The organism is Streptomyces sp. NPDC057877 (genome assembly GCF_042796855.1).
In the GTDB taxonomy this organism is placed as follows: domain Bacteria; phylum Actinomycetota; class Actinomycetes; order Streptomycetales; family Streptomycetaceae; genus Streptomyces.
Genome location: NZ_JBHVMS010000008.1, coordinates 397,116 through 415,082, shown reverse-complemented (window position 1 = coordinate 415,082; position 17,967 = coordinate 397,116). Strand labels below are relative to the sequence as shown.

Sequence of the window (17,967 nt, the reverse complement as noted above, 5' to 3'; positions counted from 1 at the left end):
ATGCGTCTCGCGCGTACGCGCATACGAAAGGGCCGGAACCGGTCATTCGACCAGTCCCGGCCCCTCCCCGGTCCTGCTGGGTGGGTCAACCGCCCTTGACTGCCGCCCTACAGCAGCCCGTCCCACATCTCTTCCAGCAGCACCGACCACCAGCTCTCCGGCGAACCCAGCGCCGCCGGATCGAGCGCCGCCAACTGGGCCTGGAAGTCCACCGTCCAGCGCCCTGCCTGCTCCTGGTTCAGCCCGAACCGCAGCCGCCACATCCGTCCCAGCAGCGCCAGGCACCGCCCGAACTCCGGCAGCCCGGTGTTCACGAACTGCGGCGGCACCGGCGCCCCGCCGGGCCCGGCCTCCACCGGCACCGCCACGATGTTCGCGGTGCCGTACTGCACACAGATCGCCTTGCCGAAGTCACTGCCCATGACGAGGTACGACCCCGCGTCCGCCGCGGGCTGCACGCCGCGCTCGGCCGCCAGCTCCGCCAGCGTCGGCACCGGCCGCCCCGGCTGGGCCTGCGCCCAGAAGAACGGGCCCATGTCCATCGGCAGCCCGGCCACCATCAGCGTGTGCGCCACGACCGGCGGCACACCCTGCCGGGACACCGCCGCCTGCTCGAACCGGAAGACCCCCGGCCCGAACGCCGCCGCCAGCTCCTGCGCCACGCCCTCCGGGGGCAACGGCGGCACGGGCTGCACCGGCGGCAACGGCGCCCGCACCGGAGCCGGACGCGCCGGACCGTCGGCCACCTGGTGCAACTCACCCTGGTGGGCCAGCAGTTGCCGCATCCCCTGCTGACGGCTCGCCTGGTCCGTGCCGTACGGCGCGATGGACGTGATCCGGGCCTGCGGCCACTGCTCACGGATCATCCGCGCACAGTACGCGCCCGGCAGCTCGCACGACTCCAGCTCCGTGTGCAGCTCCAGGACCTGGTCCGGCGGCACGTTCATCGCCCGCAGCTCATGGAAGATCTGCCACTCCGGGTGCGGCGTACCCGGCGCGGAACGCCGGATCAGCTGCTGCTCGGAACCGTCCTGCGCGCGGTAGCGCAGCACCGCCTGGTAGCCGGGGCCGACCGTCGGCTGACCGGTCGGCGGCTGCGGGTAGCCGTACGCCGGGGGCGGACCACCGGGCACGGGCGCGGGCGGCATCGGCTGCGGCGGGGGTGGCGGCAGAGGCGCACCCGGGCCGCCGACCGGGGGCCCGGACAGCACCGTCTCCGCGTGGTGCACGGCACCGCGCGCACCGCCCGCGGAGGCACCCGGAGCACCCGGAGCGCCGGGAGCGCCGGGAGCGCCAGGAGCACCCGGCGGCTGTGGAGCGCCCGGAGCACCGGGGTCGGCGAGCATCGTCGCGGCGTGGTGGACACCGCCCGGAGGGGTGCCGCCACCGGGCGGCGGGCTCGGCGGAGGCGGGGTAGCGGGGCCGTCGGGCCCCAGCGACGACACCAACTGCGTCGGTACGTAGGCCCCACCGCCGGTACCGCCACCAGGCACCCCCGGCGGCGAAGGCGGCGGCGGAGTCGCACCCCCGGCCCGCGCCCCCGGCGCACCGGGCGCACCCGGCGGAGGCGGCGGCGCCATCCCGCCGCCCCGGCGCGGGGGCGGGGCGGCCTTGCTGGTCGCGGCGTCGGCGATGTCCCCGGCGTGGGGCGGGAGGGGACGGTCGGGGGCGCCGGGGGGCGGGGTCTGTCCGGCGCCGGGGGCGGCCGGGGTCTGCCCATGGCCCGGCACTCCGGGGGGCGGGGTCTGCCCAAGCCCCGGCGCACCCGGAGGCGGAGTCTGCCCAGGGCCCGGCACTCCGGGGGGCGGGGTCTGCCCAGCCCCCGGCACCCCCGGAGGCGGAGTCTGCCCAGGGCCCGGCACCCCGGGAGGCGGCGTCTGCCCAGCCCCCGGCGCACCAGCCGCGCCCGCCCCAGGAGTCACCGCAGGCGCCACAGCCGTAGGCGGCAGTTGGCTGCCCCCCGACATCAACGCCGTCTGCGCCTCCGGAGGCGTCGGCGTCGTCCCCGCGCCAGGTGCCATGTCCGCGTCGCTCAACTGCGGTGCGTACACCGTCTCCGGCAGCGGCACGGAGCGATCCTCACCGGCGTCCCCGTTGGTGTCCGTACCCGCCCACGGCGTAGCCCCCGCGGGCGCCCCCGGCGCCACATCGCCCCCGCCCGCAGCGGCAGGCCACGCGGGAGCCGAACCGCCACCAGAGGTCTCCGCACCCCGCCGATCCGGAATCCCCATCCGATCCGCCGCCTCCTGGAGCCACTCCGGCGGAGTCAGCAGGAAGGACGTCTGATTCAGGTCCACGCGCGCCGGAGGCGCGGGCGGCGCGTCGGCCACGGCGTCCGCCTGGCCGCCGTACTCCTCCTCGTAGCGGCGGATCACCTCACCCACCGGCAGCGACGGCCACAGCGTGGCCTCCCCGCTGTCCCGGGCGATCACCAGCCGCTGCGTACCGCCGTCGGAGCGGGGCCCGTCGGCCCGGTCCTCGGCCCACACCACGAACCCCAGGTCGAACTCCCGCACCCGCACCTCACGGTGCTGGTACGACGGCACATCCCCGTTGATCCACTCCTCGGCGCGCTCCTGCGCCTGCGCGAAGGTCACCATCGTCAGCTCACTCCCCCACCGAGGACGCGGCCCCGGACGCCACGGGCACGACCCGCGCGAAGCCACCGTCCACCATCAGGTTCGCCACCGTCTCCAACTCCGGCGGCGAGCCCGCCAGCCGCGACAGGAACACGTCGAAGTCCTCCCCGCACGGCAGCAGCAGCCGCCCCACCCGCTCGGTCGGCGGCCACGACGGGTCGACGTCCCGCGCGTCGTCGTAGGCGCAGAACCACACCGAACCGATCCGCTCGCCCTTCACCTTCACGGCCAGCAGACCGCCCTGGATGAACGCGACGCCGAGGTAGTCCTTGGTCAGATGGTCCCGCAGGCACTTGTTGACGTAGACGAGGTCGTTGACCGCCGCCTCGTCCCGCACCGTGAAGAACGGCTGGTCGACCAGCAGCCCCAACTCCGCGTCCAACGCCGTCCCCACCGGCGCGCAACCGCCCGCCGCCTTCAGGAACGTCCGGTAGGCGCCGGGCAGCCGGTACCCCAGTTCCTCCTCGACACCCAGCACCTGCGTCTCGGTCACCGCCACCGCCACCTTCGGCAGCCCGAAGTGCGCGGGCCGCGTCTCCTGGAGCGGGCGGGTACCGCGCTTGGCGTGGTCGACGGCCGAGGTCGCGATGCCGCCGTGATGCCGCAGCAACGCCTTCACCTCGACCGGCACCAGCTCAAGGCGGCGCGTCCCGGCGACGTGGTGCCACGTCCAGCCGTGCGGCGTGGCCACCGCGGGCACCGTGTCCCACAGTTCATGCCCCGAAGCCGACAGGGCCGCGTTCGCCGAGACGTAGTCCGTCAGCCGCAGTTCGTCCACGCCGAACCCCTCCGGGGGCTCCGCGATCTCCACCGCCGCGCGCGCGTAGGGCGAGAAGTCGGGATAGCCGTGCTCGTCGACCCGTACCCCTCTCGGATGACGCGACGCCCGGACCGGATCCGGGAAATGCACGACCTGCCCGGCATAGGCCGCGTTCGGCGGCGCGGCTTGCTGCCCGAGCCGACCTGTCGTCATGGCGGTTGCCCCCTGCGGCACTCTGGTACGGGCCGCGACGACCACCCTTGGCCGTCACACCCCGTATCGATTTCCGATCTTCCACGTCTCTTCCGCATCCGGGACCCGGCGGTTCCACCGTTCCCCGTCCGCGACGCGTTGCCCGCGCAAGCGCGGTGCCCGACAGCCTATGCGGTACGCCCGCACCGGTCACCGGCACCGGTGGACGGCCCCTCCGCTTCCGCCCCGCGACCGTGACCAGCCGTCACCCTGCCGTGACGCACCGCCCCGACCGGGCGTGTCGCGGCGCCCCAGCTTCCGCACCAGCCACGCCATTTGGCACTCTGTGTCAGCCGGGGGGATGCACTGGAGGGGAAAAACGATCATGAACGCGACACAGACGGGGCCGCACACCAGCGCATCCGGCGACCCACGCATCGGCTGGAGCGCCAACGAAGCCCCCCAGCCCCCTACACTGCGTCACCGCCGCGACGGCATACTCCCCACCGTCGCCGCCGCCCTCTCCGTCCGCGGCACCACGCTCACCGGCACCGCCGCCCGCGGCGACCAGCCACCGGCCCTTCACCCGCTGGTACAGGACTTCCTCGACACCCTCACCAGCGCCCAACGCGACCGCTTCACCGGCCGTTGCGCCGAGACCATCCTCATCTCCCGCCACATCGCCGCCGCCGACGCCGCCCGCAGCAAACGCGCCGCCCGCAAACCCATGACCAACGGCGAGGCCCGCAAGGCCCTCAGACAGGCCAAGCTCACCGCCCGCCGCATCCGCGAGGACGGCGACCCCCTGCACGGCAGCTACGCCGCCCCCTGCCGCGCCTGCGCCGCGCTCAGCGCCCACTTCGGCGTCCGCGTCGTCGACCCGACCACGGCCGACTGAACATCCGGACCGCACCACACGTACCCACCCCCGTACGCCCACGCACAGCCGGACACACAGGCACGACCGGACACCCAGGCACGACCGGACACCCAGGCACCACCGGACACCCAGGCACCACCGGACACCCAGGCACGACCGCACCCATCTCACGATCGAAGGGCAGATGCACCCGCACCCGCACCCCGACCGCACGTCCAGCACGCGCTTCCCCGTACCCGTCGACGCCGCCCTGCGCTCCGCGGGCTGGCAGCCCGGACGCTGGGACATCAAACAAGCGGAGATCTGGGCCGACACTCTCCGCGAGCACACCTCACCGGCCGGACACCGCCACGCCGTCTTCCCCGCCGCGGTGGAGGCCTGGGCCGAATTCGGCGGCCTGCGCGTCAACCCCACCGGCACCGGCCGCCAACTGGCCCCCGTGGCCCTGCACCTCGACCCCCTGCACGGCCTCCACATGGCCCGCACCCTCAGCGACCTCGGCCGCGCCCTCGACACCGAGGTCAGCCCCCTCGGCACCGAGACCGACTCCGAGACCCTCCTCGCCATCGACGCCGAAGGCCGCGTCTACGCCCTCGACCACACCGGCGACTGGTACCTCGGCGCGACCATAGACCAGGCCCTGGCGACCCTGGTCACGGGCATGGAGCCGGTACGCCTGGCGACGGCGGCCTGAATCCCGCGACGGGACGCGCTACGACGCCGGGATGACCGCCGACACCCGGAACCCCCCGGCATCCGTCGGCCCGGACACGAAGACGCCCCCCAGCGCGGAGACCCGCTCCTTCATCCCCACCAGCCCGTTCCCGCCGGACGGCAGACGGGCCGACGACGCCGCCTCCGGAGGCGGCTCGTTCTCCACCTGCATCGCGATCTCCGCGGCCCGGTGCGCGAGACGGACATACGTCTTCGCACCGGCCGCGTGCTTGTGCACGTTGGTCAGCGCCTCCTGCACGACCCGGAAGGCGGTCTGCTCCACCTCCGGCGCGTACGAACGCACCTCCCCCACCACCGACAGATCCACCGCCATCCCGGCGGCGGCCGACTGCCCGACCAGTTCGTCCAGCTCATCCAGACACGGCCCGTCGGCCTCGTCGGCCACCCTCGACGCGGCGGCGGCAGCGGCGGCACCCACGGCGGCGAGCGGCACCGAGGCCACCTGCGCGGGCGGCCGAGGCTTCGCGGCCCCGTCCGAACTCCGCAGCACCCCGAGCATCTCCCGCAACTCGGTCAGCGCCTGCCGCCCCATGTCCCCCACCAGGGCGGCGTTCTTCACCGCCTTCTCCGGGTCCTTCCGGGCCACCGCCTGAAGCGCGGCGGCGTGCACCACCATCAGACTCACCCGATGCGCGACGACGTCATGCATCTCCCGCGCGATCCGGGTCCGCTCCTCGTTACGCGCCCACTCGGCCCGTTCCTCCGCCCGCTCGGCCAGCAACTGGAGCTCCCGCTCCAGACTGTCCGCCCGCTCCCGCAGGCTCTCCATCAGCCGCCGCCGGGCGCCGACGTACATACCGAGCAGCACGGGAGGCGCGGTGACCCCGAGGGACGCCGTAATGGAAATGAAGGGGACGAACCAGTCCCCGCCGATCTCGTACTCCCCCCGGGTCATCCCCTGCTGAGCCCGTACAAACGTCACGATCAAGGTCCCGACCAGTGACATCCCGGCGAGCGACGCGATGATCCGGCGGGGCAGCTCGGAGGCGGCGAGCGTGTACAGGCCGACGATGCTCATCAGGAAGCCCATCTGAGCGGGCGCGACGGCGATGGCGACGAGCACGACAGCGATCGGCCACTGCCGCCGCACCAGCAACACGGACCCGGCCAGCAGCCCGAAGACGACCCCCACCGCCACCGGTATCCCGGCGTCCCCCGCGAACTTGACCCCCTCGCCCGCACACTCCACCGCGGACAGCAGGGCGAGCCCTCCGTCCAAAGCGGCACTACGCCGCCGCTCCCACCACAACGGCCCTCCCCGGGCCGTCACGTCCTCTTCCCCCGTCGCGGTCATGCCTCAAGCCTACGATCGCCCGCCACCGCTTTTCCGGCGAGTTCCGCAAGCGATACGTCGCGATAGCCCTCGAACAGGTGAACTCCTCCGCCCCCGGGCCCGGAACCAGGCATTCCTCTCGGACGGTATGCCCATGGCACATCCACAGAACAAGTACGCGGACTTCGAGGGGCTGCGCGAGCGGGCGGTGGAGCTGCGGCGCGCGGGCCTCAGCCGCCGCCGGATCCGCGACCGGCTCCACGTCGACAACAACGACATCCTCAACCGCCTCCTGGAGGGCGAGCCGCCCCCGGAGTGGACCCGCCGCCCGAACGCCAAGGACGACCTGCGGGAGAAGGCGCGCGAGCTACGGCTCCAGGGCTGGACGTACGACCAGATCCAGGTGGAACTGGGGTGCTCGAAGAGTTCGATCTCGCTCTGGGTACGGGACCTACCGAAGCCGGAGCGACGGAAACGCACCCGGGAGGAAGCCTCGCTGATCGCGAAGCGGGGCTGGGAAGCCAAGCTCCAGCTGCGTGAAGAGGATCGCCAACAGGCGAGGCAACGTGCAGCGGAGGAGATCGGGCGCATGACGGAGCGCGAGCTGTTCCTCGTCGGCGTCGGTCTGTACTGGGCCGAGGGCACGAAGGACAAACCGTACGACCGCCGTGAAAAGGTCACCTTCGTCAACAGCGACCCCGGCATGATCGAGGTCTTCCTGGCCTGGCTGGACCTTCTCGGCGTTGAGCGCGAGCGGCTGCGGTACACCGTCATGATCCACGAGACCGCAGAGGTGACAGCAGCCGAACAGTACTGGGCCGATCTCGTACGTGCCGACCGTTCCGCCTTCTACAAGACAACCCTCAAGAAGCACAACCCCAAGACGGCCCGGAAGAACGTCGGCGACTCATACCGAGGTTGCCTAGCCATCAGAGTCCTCAAGGGGGCCGACTTGTACCGTCGCATCGAAGGCTGGTGGTCTGGCATGGTGGTGGAGGCCAAGCGGCGAACCGCGTAGGCTGCCCTGGGTGATCCCCCGTGGTGTAATCGGCAACACACATTACTTTGGATAATGTATTTCAGGTTCGAGTCCTGGCGGGGGAGCCATGCTCGGTTCGGGCCCTGACAGCCAAGTCAGGGCCCACACTCATGTCCTCCCAAAAACGCCCCGGTATCCTGCGGATGTCCACCCCACCCCATCCCAAAAGCCGAAGGGCATCCCGTGAGCGCCATTCGCCCGGCAGCCGTCGTCGTTCTCGCAGCGGGTGAGGGCACCCGTATGAAGTCGGCCACACCGAAGGTCCTGCATGAGATCTGTGGCCGTTCTCTCGTGGGCCATGTGCTGGCCGCCGCCGGTGAGCTGGAGCCGGAGAACCTGGTCGTCGTGGTCGGGCACGCGCGGGAGCAGGTGACCGCGCATCTCGCCGAGGCCGCCCCCGGCGTGCGCACCGCCGTGCAGGCGGAGCAGAACGGCACCGGGCACGCCGTACGGATGGCCCTGGAGGAGTTGGGGGGTGCGGTCGACGGGACCGTGGTCGTCGTGTGCGGGGACACGCCGCTGCTCACCGGGGAGACGCTCGCCCACCTCGCCGCCACCCACGGCACCGACGGGAACGCCGTCACCGTGCTCACCGCCGAGGTGCCGGACGCCACCGGGTACGGGCGGATCGTGCGGGACGAGGCCACCGGTGCCGTCACGGCGATCGTCGAGCACAAGGACGCCACGGACGCCCAGCGGTCGGTCCGGGAGATCAACTCGGGGGTGTTCGCCTTCGACGGGCGGCTGTTGGCGGACGCGCTGGGGAAGGTGCGTACGGACAACAGTCAGGGGGAGGAGTACCTGACCGATGTGCTCGGCATCCTGCGGGAGGCCGGGCACCGGGTCGGGGCGTGCGTCGCCGCCGATCACCGGGAGATCGCGGGGATCAACAACCGGGTGCAGCTCGCCGAGGCGCGGCGCATCCTCAACGACCGGCTCCTGACGGCCGCCATGCTCGGCGGTGTCACCGTCATCGACCCGGCGACGACCTTCGTCGATGTCACCGTCTCCTTCGAGCGGGACGTGACGGTGCATCCGGGGACGCAGCTCCTCGGGGACACCCATCTCGCCGAGGGTGCCGAGGTCGGGCCCAACAGTCGGCTCAAGGACACCCGGGTGGGCGCGGGGGCCCGCGTCGACAACACCGTCTCCGACGGGGCGGACGTCGGTCCGCAGGCGAAGGTGGGGCCGTACGCCTATCTGCGGCCGGGGGCGCGGCTGGGGGTGAAGTCGAAGGTCGGGACGTATGTCGAGATCAAGAACACCTCCATCGGGGAGGGGACGAAGGTTCCGCATCTGTCGTACGTGGGGGACGCGACCATCGGGGACTACACCAACATCGGTGCCGCGAGCGTGTTCGTGAACTACGACGGGCAGGAGAAGCATCACACCACCGTGGGGTCGCACTGCCGTACCGGGGCCGACAACATGTTTGTGGCTCCTGTCACGGTCGAGGACGGCGCGTACACCGCCGCCGGGTCCGTGATCACGCGTGACGTACCGCCCGGTTCGCTGGCCGTGGCCCGCGGTCAGCAGCGGAATATCGAGGGTTGGGTGGCTCGTAAGCGTCCGGGGAGCGCGGCGGCGAAGGCGGCCGAGGCCGCTTCCCGGGAGGCGGATCGCGAAGGCTGACCGGAAACAGGTGCGTCTGGGACGGCGTACCGTGATAAGTGCACAACCGCACCCCACCAGCTGAGACGGCCTCCGGCCCGCCGCCGGTACGCCGTGTCGACACCCAGCTGCGACACCTCTGAGGAGACAGTGCTGTGACCGGGATCAAGACGACCGGCGAGAAGAAGATGATGTTCTTCTCCGGCCGCGCCCACCCCGTGCTTGCCGAGGAAATCGCCCACCAGCTGGGTGTCGGGGTCGTCCCGACGAAGGCCTTCGACTTCGCCAACGGCGAGATCTATGTGCGGTATCAGGAGTCTGCCCGTGGTGCCGACTGCTTCGTGATCCAGAGCCACACGGCTCCGATCAACCAGTGGATCATGGAGCAGTTGATCATGATCGACGCGCTGAAGCGTGCGTCGGCCCGTTCCATCACGGTCATCGTGCCCTTCTACGGTTACGCGCGGCAGGACAAGAAGCACCGTGGCCGTGAACCGATTTCGGCCCGTCTGATCGCCGATCTGATGAAGACGTCGGGCGCGGACCGGATTCTCGCCGTGGATCTGCACACCGATCAGATCCAGGGCTTCTTCGACGGTCCCGTGGATCATCTGTTCGCGCTGCCACTGCTGGCGGACTACGTGGGCGCGAAGGTGGACCGGGCGAAGCTGACCGTGGTGTCGCCGGACGCGGGCCGGGTGCGGGTGGCCGACCGGTGGTGCGACCGGCTGGGCGCGCCGCTGGCGATCGTGCACAAGCGGCGGGACAAGGACGTGGCGAACCAGGTCACCGTGCACGAGGTCGTGGGTGATGTGGAGGGCCGTATCTGCGTCCTGGTGGACGACATGATCGACACCGGTGGCACGATCTGTGCCGCGGCGGACGCGCTGTTCGCGCATGGCGCGGAGGACGTGATCGTGACGGCGACGCACGGTGTGCTGTCGGGTCCGGCCGCGGACCGGCTGAAGAACTCGCGGGTGAGCGAGTTCGTGTTCACGAACACGCTGCCGACGCCGGGTGAGCTGGCGAACGACCTGGACAAGATCAAGGTGCTGTCGATCGCGCCGACGATCGCGCGGGCGGTGCGTGAGGTGTTCGAGGACGGTTCGGTGACGAGCCTGTTCGACGAGCAGTAGGCCGAGTACGCGCGTTCTGCTTGATCGATTTTTCGCGGCCTCCCTCGCCGAGTATCCTGCTGGAGTTGCTCGGCGAGGGAGGCCGTGGTCCGTGTGTGGCACGGATGTACGGCGGTCCGTTATCGACGCGCTCTTCGTAGCAGGCCGTTCGTGGCCGGGTGACCGCGTCCGTTCCTAGCTTTCTACGAGGAGTGATCATGTCTGAGGTGAAGCTGTCCGCCGAGACTCGTACCGAGTTCGGTAAGGGTGCCGCCCGTCGTATCCGTCGTGCCGACAAGGTTCCCGGTGTTCTCTACGGTCACGGTTCCGACCCGCTGCACCTGACCCTGCCGGGTCATGAGCTGCTGCTGGCGCTGCGTACGCCGAACGTGCTGATCGCGCTGGACATCGACGGCAAGTCGAACGAGCTGGCGATCCCGAAGGCCGTGCAGCGTGACGCGCTGAAGGGTTTCCTGGTCCACGTCGACCTCCAGCTGGTGCAGCGGGGCGAGAAGGTCAACGTCGAGATCCCGGTCGTCGCCGAGGGTGAGCTGGCCGCGGGCGGCAACCTGCTGGAGCACGTGCTGAACGCGCTGCCGGTGGAGGCCGAGGCCACCCACATCCCGGAGCAGGTCACGGTGTCGGTCGAGGGTCTGGCGGCCGGTGCCTCGATCCTGGCCAAGGACATCACCCTGCCGAACGGTGTCACGCTGGCCGTCGACGAGGACGCGGTGGTCCTCCAGGTGCTGGCCGCGCAGGCCGAGGAGGCGCCGGAGGGTGCCGAGGCCGAGGGCGAGGGCGAGGCGGCCGCCGAGGCCTGATCCTCACCTTCGCCGTTCCGTCAGCCGCTGTTCCCCCGCGGGTGTTCCTGTGGGGGCCAGCGGCTGGCGTGTATCCGTATATCGAGGAGACGTGGACGTGACGACCGATGCCAGTGCCCCCTGGCTGATCGTGGGGCTGGGCAATCCCGGGCCGGAGTACGCCATGAACCGGCACAACGTGGGGTTCATGGTGGCGGATCTGCTGGCGGAGCGGGTCGGGGGCCGGTTCAAGCGGGCGGGCCGGGCGCAGGCGCAGGTCGTGGAGGGCCGGATCGGTCCGCCGGGGCCGGGGAACCGGCGGGTGGTGCTGGCGAAGCCGATGTCGTACATGAATCTGTCGGGTGGCCCGGTGAACGCCCTGCGGGACTTCTACAAGGTGCCGGTGGCGCATGTGGTGGCCGTGCATGACGAGTTGGACATCGACTACGGGACGCTGCGGCTGAAGCTGGGTGGTGGGGACAACGGGCACAACGGTCTGAAGTCGATCACCAAGGCGATGGGTGCGGACTACCACCGGGTGCGGTTCGGGATCGGGCGTCCGCCGGGGCGGATGCCGGTGGCGGACTTCGTGCTGAAGGATTTCGCCGCGGCGGAGCGCAAGGAGCTGGACTACTTCGTGGACCGGGCGGCGGACGCGGTGGAGTGTCTGGTGATCGATGGCCTGGAGCGGGCGCAGGGTACGTACAACTCCTGACTTGTCCGTCTGTTGTCCCGTGCCGCACCCCGCTCAAGTTGACTGTTCGCGCAGGCATGGCCAAGGATCACGGCCATGCCTACCGCCGTCATGTCGAGCCGGGGCGCGGCCGGCGCACTGTGGTTCGGACGGCTCGCGGCGATGGGGGTCGTCGCGGCGCTGATCCTGATCGCGGGCGTCTGGGCGTCCTGGGGTACCGCGCAGTACGTGATGCTCACCAAGGGCCGGGAGACCGGCACGGTGCAGCTGACGCGGTGCGAGGACGAGTGGTGCGGCGGCCCGTTCGAGCCGGGTGGGGGCGTCTCCGTCTCGGACCACGACCGGGTGGTCGTCGAGCGGTCGGTGGCGGTGGAGGAGGGGCGTACGTACACGGTCGTGCTGAAGCCCGGCAGCGCTGAGGCGGTGCGGTCGGGTCCGGCCGGGGTGCTCTACGCGTGGGTGCCGTTCGGCGGTGCGCTGCTGCTGGCGTCGGTGGTGGTGGCGGGCGGGCTGGGGCGTACGCGGCTGGCGTGGCTGATGGCCGGGGCGGGGGCCGCGTTGCTCACCGCGGCGTTTGTGGCGGTCTGAGAGCCGCTGTCCGACTTCCACAGCTGTGGATCATCTGAGCGTTCTGCGTTCGTAATTGACCTGCGCCCGCGCGGTGCAGGAAGCTGAGCTGCCCCCCTCACATCTTCCCCATAGGTAACAGAAGATGGGTTGACTCATGCGTACCCTCTCCCGCGTCGGCGTATTCGTCGCCGCCGCGTCCTCGGCCGTTCTGCTCGCGGCCCCCGCAGCCGTCGCCACCCCGCCCGGCGACAACGGCACCGTGAAGATCCACGATGCGGCCACCGGCGAGGAGCAGCGCCGGAACGAGCCGCGCGTGTGCACCTTCTACCTGGACGCCTTCGGTTTCGACGGCGCCCAGGAGGTGGACTGGCGCATCGAGGCCTGGGCCCCGACCGCCGACGTCAAGGGCGAGACGGTGAAGACCGGTGCCATCACCCTCGACGACGAGGGCCACGGCCGTACCGAGGACCTGTCGCTGCCCGACGGTCACTACAAGCTGTTCTGGAACTTCGAGGGCGAGCACGGCTCGGCCAAGCACAAGGTGTTCTGGACCGACTGCGAGGACGAGGAGGGCGGTTCCCCGACGCCGTCCGCGTCCACGTCGCCCTCCGCTTCCCAGAGCGCCGGTACGACGGCCTCTCCGACGCCGTCCGCCGGTGAGTCCGGCGGGGAGGTCGCCCCGGGTGCCTCCGCGTCGTCGTCGCCGTCGGCGCAGGGCGGTGGCGGTGGCCTCGCCGAGACGGGCGCCGGTGCTCCGGTCGGCCTGCTCTCGGGTGTCGCCGCGGCGCTGGTCGCGGCGGGCGGTTTCCTGCTGTTCCGCCGCCGGAAGGCCCAGCAGGGTTAATCCCTTCGGGTGAACCCGGTGGCCCTGGACAGGGCGGTGCCCCCGTGCTCGTACGCGCACGGGGGCACCGGTGTCTCTCCGGCCGGGCGGTTCAGCCGGTGTTGCGCAGGCCCGCCGCCACGCCGTTCACGGTGAGCAGCAGGGCACGGGCGAGCAGCGGGTCGGCCTCGGCGCCGGAGGCGACGGCGTCGCGCTGGCGCTTGAGCAGGGCGACCTGGAGGTAGGAGATCGGGTCCAGATAGGCGTCGCGGATGGTGAAGGTCTGCTTCAGCACGGGCTGTGCGTCGAGCAGTTCGTCCTCGCCGGTGACGCGCAGCACCTCACGGACGGTCAGTTCGTGCTCGGTGCGGATGGTGTCGAAGACGTGCTTCAGCTCGTCGGGGACGAGGGTGTCGACGTAGTGCTGGGCGATCCGCAGGTCCGTCTTGGCGAGGGTCATCTCGACGTTGGAGATGAAGTTGCGGAAGAAGTGCCACTGTTCGTACATCTCGTCGAGCACGGTGTCGAGCCCGGCCTCGCGCAGCGCCTTCAGTCCGGATCCGACGCCGAACCAGCCGGGGACGATCTGCCGGGACTGGGTCCAGCCGAACACCCAGGGGATGGCGCGCAGTCCGTCGAGGGAGACGCCGGAGCCGGGGCGCCGGGAGGGCCGCGAGCCCAGGTGCAGGTCGGCGAGCTGGTCCACCGGCGTCGACGCGAGGAAGTACGTCGGCAGGTCGGGGTCCTCGACCAGCCGTCGGTAGGCGGCGTGGGCGGCGTCGGAGACGACGTCCATCGCGGCGTCCCAGCGGGCGAGGGCCTCGTCGGACTGGCGGGGGGCGGTGTGCAGGGCGGAGGCCTGGAGGGTGGCCGCGATGGTCAGTTCCAGGTTCTCCCTGGCCAGCGAGGGGATGAGGTACTTGTCGGAGATGACCTCGCCCTGCTCGGTGACCTTGATCTCGCCCTCCAGGGTGCCCCAGGGCTGGGCGAGGATGGCGTCGTGGGTGGGGCCGCCACCGCGGCCGACGGTGCCGCCGCGGCCGTGGAAGAGGCGCAGCCGGACGCCGTAGCGGTGGGCGACGTCGCGCAGGCGGCGCTGGGCGCGGTGGATCTCCCACTGGCTGGTGGTGATGCCGCCGAACTTGGAGGAGTCGGAGTAGCCGAGCATGACCTCCTGGACGTCCCCCCGGAGCGCGACGAGGCGCCGGTAGGACGGGTCGGAGAGCATGTCCTCCAGGATGGTGTCGGCGGCCTTCAGCTCGTCGGTGGTCTCGAGCAGCGGCACGATGCCGATCTTCGCCCAGCCCGCGTGCAGGTCGATCAGGCCCGCCTCGCGGGCGAGCACGGCGGCGGCGAAGACGTCGTCGGCGCCCTGGCACATGGAGATGATGTACGACTCGATGACCTCGGGTCCGAAGACCTCCAGGGCCTTCCTCACGGTCTGGAAGACGCCGAGGGTCTTCTCCCCGGCCGCGTCCACGGGCGCCGGGGTCGGGGCGAGCGGCCTGCGCGAGCGCAGCTCCTTGGCGAGCAGCTTGGTGCGGTACTCGCGGGGCATGTCGGCGTACCGCCAGGACTCCTCGCCGAGCCGGTCGAACAGCTGGCCGAGGGCGTGGTGGTGGGCGTCCGCGTGTTCGCGTACGTCCATGGTGGCGAGCTGGAGGCCGAAGGCGGCCAGGGTGCGGATGGTGCGGGCGAGGCGGCCGTCGGCGAAGAGGGAGCCGCGGTGCTCTCTGAGCGAGGTCTGGATGATCCGCAGGTCGTGCAGGAGTTCGCCGGTGCCGAGGTAGTCGCGGCCGGGCTCGTGGGGGGTGCCCTGGGCGAGCCGGGTCTTGGTGTTGGCGAGCTTCTGGCGGACGCAGGTGGACTTGAGCCGGTAGGGCTCCTCGGCGTTGAGGCGCTTGTAGCGGGGGCTGATCTCGGGGAGGCGTTCGAGATCGGCCTGGAGGGACTCCAGCAGTTCCTCGGTGGCGCCGGTGTAGCGGATGGAGTTGGACAGGAAGCCGCGCAGCTCGTCGATCATCTCCAGGGCGTCGTTGATGCCGTGCTCGTGCTGGAGGATGAGGACGTCCCAGGTGACCTGGGGGGTCACGTTGGGGTTGCCGTCGCGGTCGCCGCCGATCCAGGTGCCGAAGGTGAGGGGGCGGGTGTCGTCGGGGAGCTTGACGCCGACGCGCTCCAGTTCGGCGGTGAGGTCCTCCAGGACGTCGCCGACCGCGCCCGCGTGCAGCTCGTCGAGGTAGTAGATGGCGTTGCGGGCCTCGTCGGCGGGCTCGGGGCGCACGACGCGCAGTTCGTCGGTCTGCCAGATGAGGTCGATGTTCTCGGCCAGCCGGGTGTCGTGGCGGCGGCGGTCGGAGTCCAGGACCGGGGTGTCGAGCAGGGCGGCGACACGCCGGAGCTTGTTCAGCACGGAGCGGCGCGCGGCCTCGGTGGGGTGCGCGGTGAACACCGGGCGGACGTTGAGGTGCTGGACGGTCTCGCGCAGGTGCTCGGGGTCGGCGTCCTTGAGCCGGTCGGCGGTGCGGGAGAGCAGGCCGCCCTCGGCGGCGCGCCGCTCGCGCAGTTCGCGGCCGCGGTGCACCTGCTCGGTGACGTTGGCGAGGTGGAAGTAGGTGGAGAAGGCGCGGACCAGCTTGGCCGCGGTCTGGAGTTCGGTGCCGCGCAGCAGTTCGGCGGCGGCCTCGCCGTCCTCTCGGGTGAGGCGGCGTACCTTCTCGACGAGTTCCAGCAGCTCCGGGCCCTCCTGCCGGACGAGGGTCTCTCCCAGGAGGTCACCCAGTCGGCGGATGTCGGCGCGCAGCTCGCTGCTCGTCGTCGTGGTCTGGTCGTCGGCACTGCTCACAGGTGCGGCTCCTTGCAGTGTTGAAGCTCGTCTGAAGCTCGGCTGGGAGGGAACCCGGATGACCGTCGCACGGCGGGTGCCGCATACGGGCCGGACATCCGGGAAGTAAACAGAGCGGACCGCGCTGTCCGACCGACACCAGGATAGGTGTCGGCGCGGACGCGCAGGCTCACGGGCTCTTGCCGCCGGGCGACGCACTGCCATACTTACGACGCCGTAGGTTACGGAACCGTAGGGAGACCGCGTGGTTCCGCCGCCCGGCACCTGCCTCAACCCTCGATCCCACACAGGGGACGCCCCTTATGACCTCAAGCTCCGATGTGATTGAAGACGACCCGAAGACCGCCGACGACACCCTGGTCTCCTCGGCCACGCTGGGCGGCGAGCAGAAGCGTTCAGTCGAGCAGCTGGCGCTGCTGCTGTTCATCACCGTGCCGTTCCTCGCGCTGGTCGCGGCCGTGCCGCTGGCGTGGGGATGGGGGGTGAGCTGGCTGGACCTGGGTCTGCTGGTCTTCTTCTACTTCCTCGGATGCCACGGCATCACCATCGGCTTCCACCGTCACTTCACTCACGGCTCCTTCAAGGCCAAGCGGCCCCTGAAGATCGCGCTGGCGATCGCGGGTTCGATGGCGGTCGAGGGCCCCTTGGTCCGCTGGGTCGCGGATCACCGCAAGCACCACAAGTTCTCCGACGCGGAGGGCGACCCGCACTCGCCGTGGCGGTACGGCGAGACGGTCCCGGCGCTGATGAAGGGCCTGTGGTGGGCCCACATCGCATGGATGTTCGACGAGGAGCAGACGCCGCAGGAGAAGTACGCGCCGGACCTGGTCAAGGACCCGGCCCTGCGGGCGATCTCCCGCCAGTTCGTGCTGTGGACCCTGATCTCGCTCGCCCTGCCCGCGCTGATCGGCGGTCTGGTGACGATGTCCTGGTGGGGCGCGCTCACCGGCTTCTTCTGGGGCTCGCTGGTACGCGTGGCCCTGCTCCACCACGTCACCTGGTCGATCAACTCGATCTGTCACGCGGTCGGCAAGCGGCCGTTCAAGTCCCGGGACCGCTCGGGCAACGTGTGGTGGCTGGCGGTGCTGTCCTGCGGTGAGTCCTGGCACAACCTGCACCACGCCGACCCGACGTCCGCGCGCCACGGTGTGGAGCGCGGCCAGCTGGACTCCTCGGCCCGGCTGATCCGCTGGTTCGAGAAGCTCGGCTGGGCGTATGACGTGCGCTGGCCGTCACGCTCGCGTATCGATTCCCGCCGCATCACCGAGGAAGACCGCTCCCCGCGCGGGAAGGAGACCGCCAAGGCGGCATGATTGACGCCGTGGCGACCGACTCCAGCAGTACCTCCAGCAGCAGTGACAAGCCGCGGCGCGCTCGGCGCACCCGGATGACCGGTGCCGAGCGCCGCCAGCAGCTGCTGGAGATCGGTCGCACCCTCTTCGCCGCGAAGGGCTTCGAGGGCACCTCGGTGGAGGAGATCGCGGCGAAGGCCGGGGTCTCCAAGCCGGTGGTGTACGAGCACTTCGGCGGCAAGGAGGGGTTGTACGCGGTGGTGGTCGACCGCGAGATGCGCCGCCTGCTGGACATGGTCACCAGCTCACTCACCGCCGGTCACCCCCGCGAGCTGTGCGAACAGGCGGCCTTCGCCCTCCTGGACTACATCGAGGAGTACACGGACGGCTTCCGCATCCTGGTCCGTGACTCCCCCATCCCGCAGTCCACCGGTTCCTTCGCCTCCCTGATCTCCGACATCGCCACCCAGGTGGAGGACATCCTCGGCCGTGAGTTCAAGAGCCGCGGCTTCGACCCCAAGCTGGCCCCCCTCTACGCCCAGGCCCTGGTCGGCATGGTCGCCCTCACCGGCCAGTGGTGGCTGGAGGTCCGCCGCCCGAAGAAGGCGGAGGTGGCGGCGCACCTGGTGAACCTGGCGTGGCATGGGCTGGATGGGCTGGAGGCGAAGCCTCACCTGATAGGGCGACGCAAGAGCTGAT

At 70.9% G+C, this 17,967-nt stretch carries 15 protein-coding genes and 1 tRNA gene; 12 read left to right on the top strand and 4 right to left on the bottom strand.

The genetic code is table 11. From position 1 onward, the window contains the following. Positions 1-107 precede the first annotated feature (107 nt). Both ACFVQG_RS26110 and ACFVQG_RS26105 read right to left on the bottom strand, forming a co-directional pair. Entirely contained in the window at positions 108-2,600 is a 2,493-nt protein-coding gene (locus ACFVQG_RS26110) for an SUKH-4 family immunity protein (protein ID WP_383387877.1), read from the bottom strand. 7 nt (positions 2,601-2,607) lie between these two features. Next, on the bottom strand, positions 2,608-3,612 hold the full coding sequence (locus tag ACFVQG_RS26105; protein WP_383387875.1) for an SMI1/KNR4 family protein: 1,005 nt from the start codon (positions 3,610-3,612) through the stop codon (positions 2,608-2,610). 364 nt (positions 3,613-3,976) lie between these two features. On the opposite strand from ACFVQG_RS26105, the gene ACFVQG_RS26100 reads away from it, so the two are divergent. Together ACFVQG_RS26100 and ACFVQG_RS26095 are read left to right on the top strand one after the other, a co-directional pair. Next, positions 3,977-4,489, top strand: a complete 513-nt coding sequence (locus tag ACFVQG_RS26100) for a YwqJ-related putative deaminase (RefSeq protein ID WP_383387873.1) — start codon at positions 3,977-3,979, stop codon at positions 4,487-4,489. A gap of 166 nt (positions 4,490-4,655) precedes the next feature. Then, on the top strand, positions 4,656-5,165 hold the full coding sequence (locus ACFVQG_RS26095) for an SUKH-3 domain-containing protein (RefSeq protein WP_383387872.1): 510 nt from the start codon (positions 4,656-4,658) through the stop codon (positions 5,163-5,165). Between the two features lie 18 nt (positions 5,166-5,183). Here ACFVQG_RS26095 and ACFVQG_RS26090 read toward each other — a convergent pair whose 3' ends face one another. Beyond that, positions 5,184-6,500, bottom strand: coding sequence for a sensor histidine kinase (locus ACFVQG_RS26090; RefSeq protein WP_383387870.1), 1,317 nt, complete (start codon positions 6,498-6,500; stop codon positions 5,184-5,186). 133 nt (positions 6,501-6,633) lie between these two features. On the opposite strand from ACFVQG_RS26090, the gene ACFVQG_RS26085 reads away from it, so the two are divergent. The 8 genes from ACFVQG_RS26085 to ACFVQG_RS26050 all read left to right on the top strand — a co-directional run bounded on the left by ACFVQG_RS26085 (position 6,634) and on the right by ACFVQG_RS26050 (position 13,152). After that, the gene (locus ACFVQG_RS26085; RefSeq protein ID WP_383387868.1) at positions 6,634-7,497 is read left to right on the top strand and encodes a hypothetical protein; all 864 of its coding nucleotides are present in this window, start codon (positions 6,634-6,636) and stop codon (positions 7,495-7,497) included. 14 nt (positions 7,498-7,511) lie between these two features. Continuing rightward, a tRNA-Gln gene (locus ACFVQG_RS26080) sits at positions 7,512-7,586 on the top strand. Positions 7,587-7,701: 115 nt separating this feature from the next. Next, positions 7,702-9,150 carry a bifunctional UDP-N-acetylglucosamine diphosphorylase/glucosamine-1-phosphate N-acetyltransferase GlmU gene (gene glmU / locus ACFVQG_RS26075; protein WP_383387866.1) on the top strand — a complete coding sequence of 483 codons (1,449 nt, stop codon included), beginning with the start codon at positions 7,702-7,704 and terminating at the stop codon, positions 9,148-9,150. A gap of 134 nt (positions 9,151-9,284) precedes the next feature. Further along, entirely contained in the window at positions 9,285-10,265 is a 981-nt protein-coding gene (locus ACFVQG_RS26070) for a ribose-phosphate diphosphokinase (protein WP_383387865.1), read from the top strand. A 197-nt stretch (positions 10,266-10,462) separates the two neighbouring features. Beyond that, positions 10,463-11,065, top strand: a complete 603-nt coding sequence (locus ACFVQG_RS26065; RefSeq protein WP_383387863.1) for a 50S ribosomal protein L25/general stress protein Ctc — start codon at positions 10,463-10,465, stop codon at positions 11,063-11,065. A gap of 91 nt (positions 11,066-11,156) precedes the next feature. Then, positions 11,157-11,759: an aminoacyl-tRNA hydrolase gene (pth, locus tag ACFVQG_RS26060; RefSeq protein WP_383387861.1), complete on the top strand. Its 603-nt coding sequence runs from the start codon at positions 11,157-11,159 to the stop codon at positions 11,757-11,759. Positions 11,760-11,834: 75 nt separating this feature from the next. Beyond that, positions 11,835-12,326 carry a hypothetical protein gene (locus ACFVQG_RS26055; protein WP_383387860.1) on the top strand — a complete coding sequence of 164 codons (492 nt, stop codon included), beginning with the start codon at positions 11,835-11,837 and terminating at the stop codon, positions 12,324-12,326. 136 nt (positions 12,327-12,462) lie between these two features. Further along, positions 12,463-13,152 carry an LPXTG cell wall anchor domain-containing protein gene (locus tag ACFVQG_RS26050; protein WP_383387858.1) on the top strand — a complete coding sequence of 230 codons (690 nt, stop codon included), beginning with the start codon at positions 12,463-12,465 and terminating at the stop codon, positions 13,150-13,152. Positions 13,153-13,243: 91 nt separating this feature from the next. On the opposite strand, the gene ppc is transcribed toward ACFVQG_RS26050, so the two are convergent. Continuing rightward, positions 13,244-15,976, bottom strand: coding sequence for a phosphoenolpyruvate carboxylase (ppc, locus tag ACFVQG_RS26045; protein ID WP_383387856.1), 2,733 nt, complete (start codon positions 15,974-15,976; stop codon positions 13,244-13,246). Between the two features lie 302 nt (positions 15,977-16,278). Between ppc and ACFVQG_RS26040 the strand changes: the two genes are divergently transcribed. Further along, positions 16,279-17,289: an acyl-CoA desaturase gene (locus ACFVQG_RS26040; protein WP_383387854.1), complete on the top strand. Its 1,011-nt coding sequence runs from the start codon at positions 16,279-16,281 to the stop codon at positions 17,287-17,289. Beyond that, a complete protein-coding gene (locus ACFVQG_RS26035; RefSeq protein WP_383387853.1) occupies positions 17,286-17,966 on the top strand; it encodes a TetR family transcriptional regulator in 681 nt (226 codons plus the stop codon). The genes ACFVQG_RS26040 and ACFVQG_RS26035 overlap by 4 nt, the downstream gene beginning before the upstream one ends. The last annotated feature ends 1 nt before the right edge of the window (position 17,967 follow it).